11 protein-coding genes are annotated in these 13,364 nt (G+C 74.7%); 4 read left to right on the top strand and 7 right to left on the bottom strand.

Annotated features, from left to right (window positions below; translation table 11 throughout):
* Positions 1-65: 65 nt before the first annotated feature.
* From AC27IY_RS03095 to AC27IY_RS03065, 7 genes are all read right to left on the bottom strand, one after another.
* Positions 66-704, bottom strand: a complete 639-nt coding sequence (locus AC27IY_RS03095; RefSeq protein ID WP_423470772.1) for a hemerythrin domain-containing protein — start codon at positions 702-704, stop codon at positions 66-68.
* A gap of 34 nt (positions 705-738) precedes the next feature.
* A complete protein-coding gene (locus AC27IY_RS03090) occupies positions 739-3,963 on the bottom strand; it encodes an ATP-binding protein (RefSeq protein ID WP_423470771.1) in 3,225 nt (1,074 codons plus the stop codon).
* 39 nt (positions 3,964-4,002) lie between these two features.
* Positions 4,003-5,337: an amidohydrolase family protein gene (locus AC27IY_RS03085; protein ID WP_423470770.1), complete on the bottom strand. Its 1,335-nt coding sequence runs from the start codon at positions 5,335-5,337 to the stop codon at positions 4,003-4,005.
* A 123-nt stretch (positions 5,338-5,460) separates the two neighbouring features.
* Positions 5,461-6,621: an FAD-dependent oxidoreductase gene (locus tag AC27IY_RS03080; protein WP_423470768.1), complete on the bottom strand. Its 1,161-nt coding sequence runs from the start codon at positions 6,619-6,621 to the stop codon at positions 5,461-5,463.
* Positions 6,622-6,707: 86 nt separating this feature from the next.
* On the bottom strand, positions 6,708-7,427 hold the full coding sequence (locus AC27IY_RS03075; RefSeq protein WP_423470767.1) for a YoaK family protein: 720 nt from the start codon (positions 7,425-7,427) through the stop codon (positions 6,708-6,710).
* Between the two features lie 158 nt (positions 7,428-7,585).
* Positions 7,586-8,029 (bottom strand): GNAT family N-acetyltransferase, encoded by a 444-nt coding sequence (locus tag AC27IY_RS03070; protein WP_423470766.1) that lies wholly within the window; start codon positions 8,027-8,029, stop codon positions 7,586-7,588.
* A gap of 29 nt (positions 8,030-8,058) precedes the next feature.
* Complete coding sequence (locus AC27IY_RS03065) at positions 8,059-8,643, bottom strand: TetR/AcrR family transcriptional regulator (RefSeq protein WP_423470765.1); 585 nt, start codon at positions 8,641-8,643, stop codon at positions 8,059-8,061.
* Between the two features lie 166 nt (positions 8,644-8,809).
* Here AC27IY_RS03065 and AC27IY_RS03060 point away from each other — a divergent pair, with 166 nt between their 5' ends.
* From AC27IY_RS03060 to AC27IY_RS03045, 4 genes are all read left to right on the top strand, one after another.
* On the top strand, positions 8,810-10,354 hold the full coding sequence (locus tag AC27IY_RS03060; protein WP_423449004.1) for an MDR family MFS transporter: 1,545 nt from the start codon (positions 8,810-8,812) through the stop codon (positions 10,352-10,354).
* 218 nt (positions 10,355-10,572) lie between these two features.
* Positions 10,573-11,574, top strand: a complete 1,002-nt coding sequence (locus tag AC27IY_RS03055) for a glycoside hydrolase family 11 protein (RefSeq protein ID WP_487177054.1) — start codon at positions 10,573-10,575, stop codon at positions 11,572-11,574.
* 82 nt (positions 11,575-11,656) lie between these two features.
* Complete coding sequence (locus AC27IY_RS03050; protein WP_487177053.1) at positions 11,657-12,745, top strand: sensor histidine kinase; 1,089 nt, start codon at positions 11,657-11,659, stop codon at positions 12,743-12,745.
* Positions 12,742-13,335 carry a response regulator transcription factor gene (locus tag AC27IY_RS03045; RefSeq protein WP_364451911.1) on the top strand — a complete coding sequence of 198 codons (594 nt, stop codon included), beginning with the start codon at positions 12,742-12,744 and terminating at the stop codon, positions 13,333-13,335. Before AC27IY_RS03050 ends, AC27IY_RS03045 begins: the two co-directional genes overlap by 4 nt.
* The last annotated feature ends 29 nt before the right edge of the window (positions 13,336-13,364 follow it).

Raw genomic sequence — 13,364 nt, 5'->3', positions numbered from 1 at the left:
TCGCCGTCGCCGCCGCCCTGGTGACGCTGTTCCTGCCGCCGGGGCGGCGCTGGCTGAAGCGCTGATCAGCCGAAGATCTGGGCGGCGCGCCGCTCGTACGCGCGGCGCCAGCTCAGCCGGTAGAGCACCCGCAGCAGGAAGGGCGCGGTCGCGAAGATGTGCGCCCGCTGCTCCTCACTGGCGGCGTCCAGCGTCCAGGCGGCGACCATCGGCAGGTCGCGCCCGTGGCTCTTGCTGACCGCCTTGCCCGCCTCCTCCCACCACTCCGGCGTGACGTGCGCCCGGATCAGCGGCACGACCTGGGACTCCTCCAGGTCGAGGTGCGCGTTCAGCAGCTCGTGCAGGCGGCGCAGGTCCGCCGCCTGCTCGGCGGCCGGGCGGCGCGGGCCGGTCAGGCGCTCGATCACCACGTCGATCTCCTGGTGGTCGGACTCCAGCCGGTCCAGCACCTCGACGGCCGCCGGCACCAGGCCGCGGAGCAGCGGCCAGATGTTCTCGTCCTCGTCGCTGTGGTGGTGGTGCAGCGCCCGCAGCTGCATCGCCGTGTGCTCGTCGATGAGCGCGCGGCGGGCCTCGTCGGTGTCGGGGCAGCGGTCGAGCGCGTCGGCCAGGCGGCCGAAGTCGCGGCGCAGCCCGCGGTGGAAGGCCAGGAACAGGGTGAGGTCCGGGCCGGCGTTCGTGGCAGGTGTCGTGTTCGTCGTCATGCGGCCACGATGCGACGGGGCACTGCAGGACGACTCAACCGGCGCTTGCGGCGCGCTGCGCCCACCAGGTCAGGCCCGCCTGCTCGCAGCGGCGGACGGCCGCGCTCAGGTGGGCGCGGCGGGTGCCGGGGTCCTCGGCCAGCAGGCCGAGGTAGTAGCCGACCGGCCCGGCGGGGAACGTGCCCGCGCCGATCGCCAGGCGGTCCTCGTACGGCAGCAGCCGCCGGTACATCTCCCGCGCCGCCTCCGCGTCCCCCGCCGCCTGCCAGGCGAGCCCGACCAGGCAGAGCGCGGGCAGCTCGCCGAAGTCGCGGGGCATCGGCGGGCGGCCCTCGCGCCGGGCCGCCTCCAGCGCCGCGCCGTCCCCCTTGGCCGCCGCCGTCAGGATGCGGACGGCCTGCCGGTGCGCCGGGAACGGCGAGAAGCGCTCGATCAGCTCCTCGTCCTCGACCGGCTCGCCGTGCAGCAGGTGCGTGGCGACGACCGCCGAGTCCAGCGCGGGCCGGGTGTGCCACAGGTTGAGCCGCTCCCCCGCCTCGGCGGCGGCGGTGTACGCCTCCTCCGCCCCGGCCCGGTCGCCTTCCATCAGGCGGCGGGCGCCGCGGTAGATGAGGTGCTGGAAGCGGGGCCAGGGCAGGTCCAGCCGTTCGACCAGCCGGTCGGCGCGGTGGGCGGCCTCGTCGGCGGCGCGCACGTCGTACAGCTCCAGGCGGGTGCGTTCCTGGATCAGCCATCCGAGCAGCTCGAAGCCGGGCAGGCCGAGGCGGGTCAGCTCGTCGCCGATCGCGTCGAGCTCGCGCAGCCGCTCGGGAAGCTGGATGCCGAGGTAGCGGGCGTTGAGCGTGACCGCCAGCAGGCGTTTGCCCGCGCCGGCGGCGACGAGGCGGCGGGCCATGGCGAGCGCCTCGGCGGTCGCGTCGTCGCACCGGGGGTCGGCCGAGCCGTCGTACCGTTCCATGCCGAGGCAGCCGAGCAGGCGGCAGCGCAGCTCGGAGTCGCCGGCGGGGAGCCGGTCGAGCACGTCCTCGACGCGTTCGACGACGTGCACCTCGGTGTCGCCGTAGGTGTAGAACTTCCACAGGCCGGGGGCGTCCAGGCTGGTGAGCGCCTGCGCGGTGAGGGTGTCGTCGCCGGTGGCGTCGGCGGCGAGCACGGCCTCGTTGCGCGTGGCCCGCGCCGAGAAGCCGTCGCCCGCGTCGAGCTGGGCGCGCACCAGGCCGAGCAGCAGGCGCACGTGCCGGGACGGGTCCGCGCCGGGGATCCGGCCGTGCGTGTCGGCGGCCCGCCGCCACCAGGTGACCGCGTCGTCGTAGGCGTGGCGGGACGCGGCCCGCCCGGCCGCCGCCACGCACAGCTCCACGGCCTCGGCCGTCGCGGCCGGCCCGGCGGCGAGGGCGTGCGCGGCCATCGTCGCGGGGTCGGCGGCGGGGCGGCTGGCGAGTCCGCGCAGCACGGCGAGGTGCAGCGCGGCGCGGCGGGCCGGGGGCAGGTCGGCGTAGCAGGTCTCCCTGATCAGGTCATGGGTGAACGTACGGTCGTCGGCGAGCAGCCGGGCGGCGCGAGCGGCGGCGACGGCCTCCTCGACCGGCACGGCGCCTGCCTCGGCCGGCGTCACCGCCGCGAGCGCCCCGGCGAGGAGGAGGTGGTCGGTGGCGTCGCCGGCGACGGCGGCGGCCTCCAGGACGGCCCGGTGCGGCGCGGGCAGGCGGCCGATGCGCTGGCGGAGCACGTCGGCCAGCCCCTCGGGCACGGTGGCGAGAGCGCGGGCGAGCCCCCCGCCGGCGGCCAGGTGCAGGGTCTCGCGGATGAACAGCGGATTGCCGCCGGTGCGTTCGGCCAGCGCCGCGGCCTGGCCGTGGTCGAGCCCGGACAGCTCGGCCACCGCGGCGGCGTCCAGCCCGGCCAGCGGCAGCCGGAGGGCGTGGCTGCGGCTCACCATGGCGAGCGCGTCGTACATGGCGGGCGGCCCCTCGCCCGAGCGCACGGTGATCACCACGGCGACGCGGCCCCGCAGCAGGCGGGCCAGGTCGGCGAGCAGTCCGAGCGAGGCGGTGTCCGCCCATTGGAGGTCGTCGATGAGCAGGAGCAGGGGGCGTTCGGCCGCCGCGGCGGCGAAGTGGCGGGCCACCTCGCGGTGCAGCCGGAACCTGGCCTCCCCCGTCTCCCCCTCCGGGTCCCCGGGACCGTCGTCGGCGTCGAGGAGCGCGGCGGGCGGCTCGGCTCCGCCCTGCTCCAGCAGTTCTCTGGCGATCTGCCGCCAGGGCCACAGGGGCGGAGCGCCCGACCTCTCGTGGCAGTGTCCCCAGGCGACGAGCCAGCCCCGGGCCTGCCGCCCGCGCGCGAACTCCTCCGCCAGCCACGTCTTGCCGATCCCCGGCTCGCCGGAGATCACCGCGATCCTGGTGCGCCCGGCCTCGACCTCGGCGGCCAGCTCCGCCAGCCGGTCGAGCGGCCCCGCCCGCCCCACCACCACCGGCCCCCCGCCGGTCCCCTCCGCACCCGGTGACGCGCCGCCGGGCGCCGGGTCGGGTAAGGCCGGGGTGGTCTCGCCGAGTGCCGGGTCCTGGGTCAGGATCATGGACTCCAGGCGGCGGAGGCCGGGCCCCGGGTCCAGCCCGAGCTCCTCGGCGAGATGCCGCCGCGCGGTGCGCAGGGCGTCGAGCGCGTCGGCCTGCCGCCCGAGCCGGTACAGGACCCGCGCCAGCGCCTCCCACAGGCTCTCGCGCAGAGGGTGCGCGCGGGCCAGCTCCGCCAGCTCGGCGGCGGTCGCCGGCGAGGGCGCAAGCGCGGCCAGCCGCTGCTCGCGGGCCGCGAGATGGGCCTGGTGCAGGCGTTCGACCTCAGGCCGCAGCCAGGGGACGTCCGCGAACTCCTCGTACGGCGTCCCCCGCCACAACGCCAGCGCCGCGTCCTGGTCCCCCTCGGCCGACAGGCGGGCGAACTCGTCGGCGTCGAGCCGGTGCGGGCCGAGCGCGTACCCCGGCGGCCGGTTGACGAGCACGGCCGACGGGGTGCGGGGGGCGCGGCCGGGTTCGAGCAGGCGGCGCAGGTGGGAGACGTGAGTGTGGAGCGTTCCGACGGCACGGGCCGGCGGCTCGCCGCCGTAGAGGGCGTCCAGCAGCGCGTCCACGGAGACGGTGGCGCCGCGCGCGAGGAGCAGGCGGGCCAGCAGCAGCCGGGGACGCGGCCCGCCGACGTCGACCGGGCGCCCGTCGACGCTCACGGAGAAGGGGCCGAGGACGTGGAACTCCACCGCCATGCGGAGATTGTGCCACGATCTTCGGTTCTGTCACCCGGCTCAGAGCGCCGGGAAGACCTCCGGCGCGGCTTCGCGCAGGTGCTCCTGGGTGCGTACGGCCGCGTCGAGCGCCTCCCGCAGCGGGCCCAGCAGGACGCCGTCGCGCTTGAGCAGCCGTCCTTCGACCATGACGTCCCGTACCAGGCCGGGGTGCCCGCCGAGCACGAGGCTCGCGGCGGGCTCGACGACCGGCGCGGTGGCGGCGCCGCCGGTGGCGACCACGATGAGGTCGGCCCGCTTGCCCGGGGTGATGCTGCCCGTACGGTCGCCGAGGCCGGCCGCGGCGGCGCCGCCGGCGGTCGCCATGGCAAGCAGGTCACGCGCGGACAGCGGTTCGGGGTGCCCGGACTGCCGGTGCTGGGCGAGGGCGGCCCGCATCTGCGCGAACAGGTCGCCCGACGTGGCGATCTCGGTGTCCACGCTGAGCCCGGTCACCATCCCGGCCGCCTTCAGACGGCCGGTGGCGGGCGTGCCGAGGCCGGGCATGGTCAGCTCGATGAGCGGCGACACGGCGGCGGTGACGCCGAGGTCCGCGGCCAGTTTCAGCTCGTCGTCGCCGCAGCCGCAGGCGTGCACGATGGTGATCGTCTCGTCGAGCAGGCCGAGCCTGTCGAGCTGGGTGAGGCTGCCGGCGTTGCTGAGGTGCATGGTGGCGCGCAGGCCGAGCGCCCTGGCGAGCTCAAGGTCACGCTTGACCGCGCTCGCCCGCGACATCTCGGGGCCGCGGGCGGCGAGCGCCATCGTCACCCGGGCCGAGTCGTCCGACAGCCCGGCGCGGACGCGGTGGACGTCGTCGGGCAGCACGGCGTCGCTGTCGCCCACCCAGCGCATCGGGTCGGTCTGCGGCCAGCCGTAGGCGAACACCGCCCTGATCCCGCTCTCGCGCAGCGCCGCGACGGCGGCGTCGGAGTGTTCGGGGGTGTTCTGGATGTGCGCCCAGTCGACGAGCGTGGTGATGCCCGCCTCGATCGCGCCGAGCGCGCCGAGCAGCGTGGCCGCGTGCACGTCGGCCGGGCGGAAGGCCGGACCGAGGCGCAGGAAGGCGGCCCCGAGGTAGTCCATCAGGCTCCAGTCGAGCCCGAAGTGCCGGGTGGCGGACTGCCAGGTGTGGCGGTGGGCGTCCACGAGGCCGGGCAGGACCAGGGCGCCGCCGGCGTCGAGGACGTCGGCGGCGGGCGGCAGCTCGCGGCCGGCGGGCAGCACGTCCGCGATGAGGCCGTCGCGCACGGCCACGGTCGCCGGGCCGTCGGGGACCGCCGCGTCCATGGTGATGAGGTGGCCGCCGGTGATGATCAGGTCGTACGGGGACATCGTCTTGGACATCGTCTCGGACATCGTCTTCCTCCCGGGTCGGTGATGCCGTGTTCGTGGCACGACCCGATTTGTGCCATGACCCCCTTGTGGCGGACTCAAGCCGGCGCTTCAGTCGTCCGCAAGTGGCCGCCCGCCCGGCCGGGGTCAGCGGGCGAGGCGGGTGCTGACGCCGGTGACGAGCCGGCCGAACAGCCAGGTGGCCAGCCGGTCGGGCAGCGCGACGGCGCCGCGCAGTGCGGCCTCGCTCTGGAACGCCGTACGCGGCCCGGCGGTCGCCACGCCCCGGGTGGCGGCCGTCGAGGCCAGGGCGGCCCGCCGCCTGCGGGCGCGCTCGTAGGCGGGCAGCGCGGCGGCGGCGTTCTCGCCAGTGACTCCGGTGAGGGCGTGGGTCAGCGCCGCGACGTCCTCCAGCGCCTGGCCCGCGCCCTGGGCCAGGATGGGCGGCATGGCGTGCGCGGCGTCCCCGATGAGCACGCTCCGCCCGCGCCGCCAGGGCAGGGAGGCGCGGCGCCTGGTGTGCGGGAAGAGCTGGAGGTCCTTCTCGGACAGCGCCGCCAGCAGGGCGGGGACGGGCGGGCCGTAGCTCGCGTACCGTTCGCGCAGGGCGGCCAGCGCCCGTTCGGGGTCGGCCTCGTCGCCGGGCCGCCATCGCAGGTCGATGAGATATTGGAGCATGCCGTCGCCCGCGGGGAGCAGGCCGACGAGGCCGAGGCGGCCGAGGAAGAGCAGGGAGCGGGAGCCGAGGTCGAAGGGGGCGGGGATCAGTCCCTGCCAGGAGGCCGCGCCGGTCGGGCGGGCCCCTGTCGCCGGGGCGGCGCCGAAGAGGGCGGAGCGGACCGGGCTGTTGGCGCCGTCGGCGCCGATGAGCAGGTCGGCGGCGTGCCGCGTGCCGTCCTCGGTCTCGGCGCGGACGGTCCGGCCGTCGTCGTGGAGCCGGGTGACGCGGGCGCCGAACCGTACGGTGTCCTCCGGCAGGCCCTCGGCGAGCCGGGCGATCAGGGTGCGGCGGGGGATGACCATCGTCGGGGCGCCGAGCTCGCGTTCCAGCCGGGCGGTGTCCACCGTCATCAGCGGCCGGCCGCGGGCGCTGCGCGCCTCCAGGGAGTCGAGCCGCCGGCCCAGGCCGTCCAGAGGAACGCCGAGGTCGCGCAGGACGGTGGTGCCGTTGCTCCACAGGATGATCGCGCAGCCGCCGTCGCGCAGCGCGGGCGCGCGTTCGAGGACGGTGACCTCGTGTCCCGCCGTCCGTAACCCTCTGGCCGCCGCCAGCCCGGCGATGCCGGCTCCCACGATGACGATGCGCATGACCCACCCCTCTACCGTTGGTAGTACTACCTCAAGTAGAACAGAAGGGGTCCGCGGTCCATGATCCGGATGCGGCGCCGGCCGGGTCAGTGCAGGAGAGTCGCCACCGTCACGGCGGTCAGCACCGTCGCGAGGGGGATGGCGGGAAGGAGGGCGGGCGCGTACGCGAGCACCAGCGCTCCCCCGGCGGCCCCGACGGGGACGGCGGTCAGGACCGTCAGGTCGCGCAACCGCGCCCCCTGCGGGCGGCCGACCGTGATGAGCGCGGCGACGACGCCGGTGAGCGTCCCGGTCAGGTACGTCGTCGACACCGGATGGCCGCCGCCGAGCCCGCGCATCGCCGCGCTCTGCAGGCCCATCGCCACGGCCGCCAGGGCGAGCAGCCCGTGCAGCGGGACGGCGGCGGGCCGGGGACCGGCGGCCACCCAGCCGGCGGCGAACACGGCGAGCACGGCCAGCTCCGCCGCCAGCGCCGCGATCACCCCTCGCGGGCACCTCCACCCGGCTTCGGCCGCCGCGTCCCGCCTGCCGCGGAAGCGGCTCGTGATGCGAGTGCCGCCGAGGACGCCCGCCACGTAACCGCCGATGGCCGTGACCCCGGTCAGGAGCTGGGCGAAGGCGGCGGTGCCGATCGCGAACCCGCACACCACCAGGTTGCCGGTCATGACGCTGCTGAACACGCCGCCGAGCCGGGCGAACCCGGCCACGTCCAGCGCGCCGGTGCCGACGGTGAGCGTGACGGCGAGCACGGCCAGCCGCCCTCCGCCCTCGGCCGGCGGGACCGGTGCCGATGGGCCGGCGGGCATCAGCCGGGCGCGGGCGCGCGGGTGCCGGGCGTCGTCCCCGCCCCGGTGAGCCTCATCCGCGCCTCCGCCTTCGTCCCGCTCCCGGGGCTCTACCCCGGCTGCCGGGACGGGCCGGCCCGGCGGGCGCGATCATTGCCGGGTCTTTGCGCGGGCGCCGGTCAGGAGGGCGGGCTCACGTAGTGGTGCAGGAGCGCGGGCTCACCGGCCGCGTTCAGCCAGGTGGCGCGGCTGCTGCCGGTACGCCGCCAGCCGGAGCGCTCGTAGCGGGCGATGGCCGCCTTCCCCTCGGAGGAGACCTCCAGCGTGACCGGCCGCCCGCCCGCGGCGGCCCGTACGGTGTCGAGGAGCAGCCCGGCGAGCCCCCGCCCCCGCGCGGCCGGGACGACGAACAGCCGGGTGACCTCCAGATCGGCGGTCAGCCCCACGTGCCCGAGCACCGCCGTGTCCTCGACGGCCACCCACGCCCGCTCCAGCCCGCGAGGCGTCAGCCAGCCGCCGGGGTCGTCCGGCCAGTCCACGGGGTAGCGGTCGACGACCTGCACCTCGGCGAGGGCCTTGACGCACGCCTCCAGGTCGCCGGGGGTTCTCGGGCGGATCAGCACACCGGCCAGCCTAGAGCGGCGGGCCGGGGTCAGCGGAACGGGCCCGCGATCTGGTCGAGCGCCTGGTCGATGAGGTCGCGGAAGTCGCGTTCGTCGTTGCCCGCGCACCACCACTGGGTGGCGACGCGCAGCGCGGCCAGGAACGCGGCGGTGATCACCTCGGGCCGTACGCCGTCGGGCAGGGCGCGGCCGGTGACCGCCTCGGTGAGCTCGTTCTCCAGCCGGACCCTGACGGTGAGCTGCCGGGCCAGCAGGGAGGGGTGGCGCATGGCGAGGCGGGTGCGGACGAGCAGGTCGCGGTCGCCGCCGCCGGCCTCGTGGTAGAGGACGTCCATGGCGGCGCGCAGCGCCTGCCAGGCGGTCAGCTCGGGCGGCTGGTCGCGTACGCGCCGCACGAGCGTGCCGAGGCGCTGCTCGTCGCCGTAGAGGAGGGCGTCCTCCTTGCCGGCGAAGTAGTTGCTGAACGTGCGGCGCGAGATGTTGGCCGCGTCGGCGATGGCCTCGACGGTGACGTGGTCGAGGCCGTGTTCGAGGGTGAGCCGGAGCGCTGCCTCGTGAACCGCCTGGCGGGTCTCGGCCTTCTTGCGCTCACGCAGCCCTGGCGTGCTGCTCATGATGAAAGAAGTCTACCCGCCGGGAATATATGCCCAGTGCGCAAAGTTTCCCGATGTGCATGTAAGGTATCCGGGTCCCGCGATCCGGGATCATCCCTGACGTTCGTTCCCCCACAGGAGGTTGCGCGTGAGCGCACAGCCGGCAGCGCCGTCCGCGGCGGAGCCGATGACCCACAAGCAGGTCCTCGAAGCACTGAGCGGCCTGCTCCTCGTGCTGTTCGTCGCCATGATCAGCGGCACCGTCGTCTCGGTGGCGCTCCCGCAGATCATCGGCGCGCTGAACGGCAGCCAGTCGCAGTACACCTGGGTCGTCACCGCGTCCCTGCTGGCCTCGACCGCCTCGACCCCGATCTGGGGCAAGCTCGCGGACCTGTTCAACAAGAAGCTGCTGCTCCAGATCGCCATCGTGATCTTCATGGTGTCCTCGCTGGCCTGCGGCTTCGCCCAGAACACCGGGCAGCTCATCGCCTTCCGCGCGATCCAGGGCCTCGGGATGGGCGCGCTGCAGATCCTCGCCCAGGTCGTCATCGCCGCCATGATCAGCCCGAAGGAGCGCGGCCGTTACAACGGCTACCTCGGCGCGGTCATGGCCGTGGCCACCGTCGGCGGCCCGCTGCTCGGCGGCTTCATCGCCGACACCTCGTGGCTCGGCTGGCGCTGGTGCTTCTTCATCGCGGTGCCGTTCACCGTCGCCGCCTTCGCGCTGCTGGCCAAGACCCTGCACCTGCCCACCGTGCGCCGCACGGACGTGACCATCGACTACTGGGGCGCCGCGCTCATCGCGGCCGGCGTCAGCGTCCTGCTCATCTGGGTGACCTTCGTCGGCAACTCCTTCGAGTGGCTGTCCTGGCAGACGGCCGCCATGGTCGGCGGCGGCGTGGTGCTGCTCGCCCTGGCCACGTGGGTGGAGGCCAAGGTGCGCGAGCCGGTCGTGCCGCTGCACGTCGTCCGCCGCCGCGACCCGGCCCTCGCCATCCTGGCCAGCCTCGCGGTCGGCATGGCGATGTTCGGCGGCGCGGTCTTCCTCGGCCAGTACTTCCAGATCGGCCGCGGGTACGGCCCCACCGCCGCGGGCCTGCTGACCATCCCGATGATGGTCGGCGTGCTGTTCTCCTCCACGATCAGCGGCCGGATGGTGTCCAGGAGCGGGCAGACCAAGCCGTACATCCTGGTCGGGCTGGTCGTGCTGCTGGCGGGCTTCATCGGGCTGTCGACCATCGACCACGAGACCTCGCTGGTGCTGGTGTCGCTCTACATGCTGGCCGTCGGCGTCGGCGTCGGCATGTCCATGCAGAACCTGGTGCTGGTCATCCAGAACACCGTGCCGCTGCGCGAGATCGGCGCGGCCAGCGGCGCGATCACCTTCTTCCGCTCGCTCGGCGGCACGGTCGGCGTGTCGGTGCTCGGCGCCATCCTGGCCAACCAGGTGGCGACCAGCATCGCCGAGGGCCTCGCCAAGGCGGGCATCCCGGTGACGGGAAGCCAGGCGGGCAGGAGCCTCAACATCGCCGACATGCCCGCGCCGATCGTGCCGATCGTCCGGGCCGCGTACGGCGACGCCACCGGCCACATCTTCCTCGTCTCGGCGGGCATCGCCGTGGTGGGCCTGATCGCCGCGGCGTTCCTGCGGCCCGCCAAGCTGCGCGACAGCCTGGACCTGCCCGAGCCGGCCGGTGAGGCCGCCGAGCAGAAGGTCGCCGGCAAGGCCTGACCCTCGCCATCAAGGCCGCGTCCCTTCAGGGGGCGCGGCCTTCTTCTTGTTCGGAAACTCTCCGAAAGTTTCAGGAGCCGCCGGAGGCGTTCTCCCTGTCCGCGAGAGCCGTAGACGTACCGGCGAGGTCGCCACGACCGTACGAGGCGTTGACATCCCTCTTGACGAATCCGATACTTTCGCCAGTCTGCCGATAATTTCGAGGTAGAGGAGATCCGATGAACGATGCCCCGACCCGTCACCGACCCCGCCGCGGCGGCCGGCTCCGGCTGCTCCTCGGCGGCGCCTCGGCCCTCGCGCTGATCCTGTCCGCGCTGGTCATGCCCGGCACCGCCGGCGCCGACACGACCGTCACCTCGAACCAGACGGGCACCGACAACGGCTACTTCTACTCGTTCTGGACCGACAGCTCCGGCACCGTCTCCATGAACCTCGGCTCCGGCGGCAACTACAGCACGTCCTGGAGGAACACCGGCAACTTCGTCGCCGGCAAGGGCTGGAGCACCGGCGGCCGCAGGACGGTCACCTACTCGGGCAGCTTCAACCCGTCGGGCAACGCCTACCTGACCCTCTACGGGTGGACCCGGAACCCGCTCATCGAGTACTACATCGTCGACAACTGGGGCACCTTCCGGCCCACCGGGACGTACATGGGCACCGTGACCAGCGACGGCGGCACGTACGACATCTACCGGACCACCCGCTACAACGCCCCCTCCATCGAGGGCACCAGGACCTTCGACCAGTACTGGAGCGTCCGGCAGTCGAAGCGGACCGGCGGGACCATCACCGCCGGCAACCACTTCGACGCCTGGGCCGGCAAGGGCATGAACCTCGGCAGCCACGACTACCAGATCCTCGCGACGGAGGGCTACCAGAGCAGCGGCAGCTCCAACATCACGCTCGGCAGCTCCTCCGGAGGCGGCGGGGGCGGCGGGGGCGGGGGCGGCGGTGGCGGCTGCTCCGCGACGCTCTCCGCCGGGCAGCAGTGGAGCGACCGCTACAACCTCAACGTCGCCGTCAGCGGATCGAGCAACTGGACCGTGACGATGAACGTCCCCTCCCCCGCCAAGGTCATCGCCACCTGGAACATCAGCGCCAGTTACCCGAACGCCCAGACCCTCACCGCCCGGCCCAACGGCAGCGGCAACAACTGGGGGGTGACGATCCAGCACAACGGCAACTACACCTGGCCGACGGTCTCCTGCAGCGCCAGCTGACCAGCTGATCCGTCCCTCGCCGGACCGTGCCCATGACATTCGTCAGGGGACGGCCGGCGATGGGCTGTATAGGCTGCTTGGCGTGAAGGGCAGGCTGTGGAACTGTCTCTACCTCGTCGTCCTGGTCTGGCCGCTGCCCACGTTCCTGGCCTCCTCCCCCTCCCCCGTGCGGGTGGCGCTGGCGGCGGCCGGACTGGCCGCCTTCGTCGGGCTCTACCTGGGGGTCATGTGGTGCGTGGAGCGGTCGCGCCGTACGGCGGGCCTGCTCGCCCTGGCCCTGCTGTACGCGGTCGCCGCCGCGATGACGCCGCTGCTGGGCGAGCTGTGGCTGTTGTCGATGTGGTTCTTCCTCATCGCGGCGGTGGCCGTGTCGCTGCCGGAGCGGGCGCTGCCGGTGGCGGCGGGGGCGACGATCCTGGCCGTCACGCTGGCCTTCCCGCTGCTGCTCGGCCTGTCACTGGCCGAACGCTGGTGGTTCCCGCTGCAGGGCGTGATCTTCGCCGTCGCGATGCGCGCCTTCCTGCGGCTGGAGTCGGCGAACCGGGCGCTCAGCCAGGCCAACGCCGAGGTGGAGCGGCTGGCCGTGGACAACGAGCGGCTGCGCTTCGCCCGCGACATGCACGACCTCCTCGGCCACAGCCTCGCGGTGATGACGGTGAAGAGCCAGCTCGCGGCGCGGCTGGTCACCGCCGACCCGGAGCGGGCGCGGGCGGAGGCCGAGGAGGTGGAGGAGCTGTCCCGGCAGGCGCTGGCGGACGTGCGGGAGGCGATCACCGGCTACCGGGAGCTGTCGCTGGCCGACGAGCTGGACGGCGCGCGGCGGGCGCTCGCCACCGCCGGGGTGCGGCTGGAGGTGGCCGCCGGGCCGCTGCCCGCCGACGTGGAGCCGGTGCTGGCCTGGGTGGTGCGGGAGGGGACGACCAACGTGGTACGGCACAGCGGGGCCCGCCACTGCCGCATCCGGCTGGGGGTGCGGGACGGGGAGGCGTACGCGGAGGTGAGCGACGACGGCGGCGGATGCCGTACGGACGTCGCGGGCGCGGCGGGCAACGGGCTGCGGGGGCTGGCCGAGCGGGTCGAGGTGGCGGGCGGCGTCCTGGACGGCGGCCCCGCCGCGGGCGGCGGCTTCCGGCTGAGCGCCCGCCTGCCGCTGGCGGGCGCGGCCGCATGATCCGGGTGCTGCTGGCCGACGACCAGCACCTCGTACGCGCGGCGCTGGCGGCCCTGCTCGGCCTGGAGCCGGACCTGGAGGTGGTCGGCCAGGTGAGCCGCGGCGACGAGGTGGCCCCGGCCGTCACCGCGCTCCGCCCCGACGTGGTGCTGCTCGACATCGAGATGCCCGGCCGCGACGGCCTCACCGTCGCCGGGGAGCTGACGGGCGTGCGGGTGATCATCCTGACCACGTTCGGCCGGCCGGGCTACCTGCGGCGGGCGATGGACGCCGGCGTCGCCGGGTACGTGGTCAAGGACGCGCGGGCCGGTGAGCTGGCCGACGCGGTGCGGCGGGTGCACGCGGGCGGCCGGGTGTTCGACCGCAAGCTGGCCGCCGCCAGCGTCTCCACGGGCGCCAACCCGCTGACCGGCCGGGAACGGGACGTCCTGCGGGCCGCGGCGGAGGGCGGCACCGTGGCCGACATCGCCCGCCGCCTCCACCTGTCGGACGGCACCGTGCGCAACTACCTGTCGTCGGCCATCGGCAAGCTCGGCGTCCGCAACCGCGCCGAGGCCGCCCGCGCCGCCGAGGCCAAGGGCTGGCTGTGACCCGCGCGCCCTGCTGACGAACGTCACTA

The sequence above is a fragment of the Nonomuraea sp. B208 genome, assembly GCF_057536035.1.
This window is presented reverse-complemented; position numbering and strand designations above follow the sequence as displayed.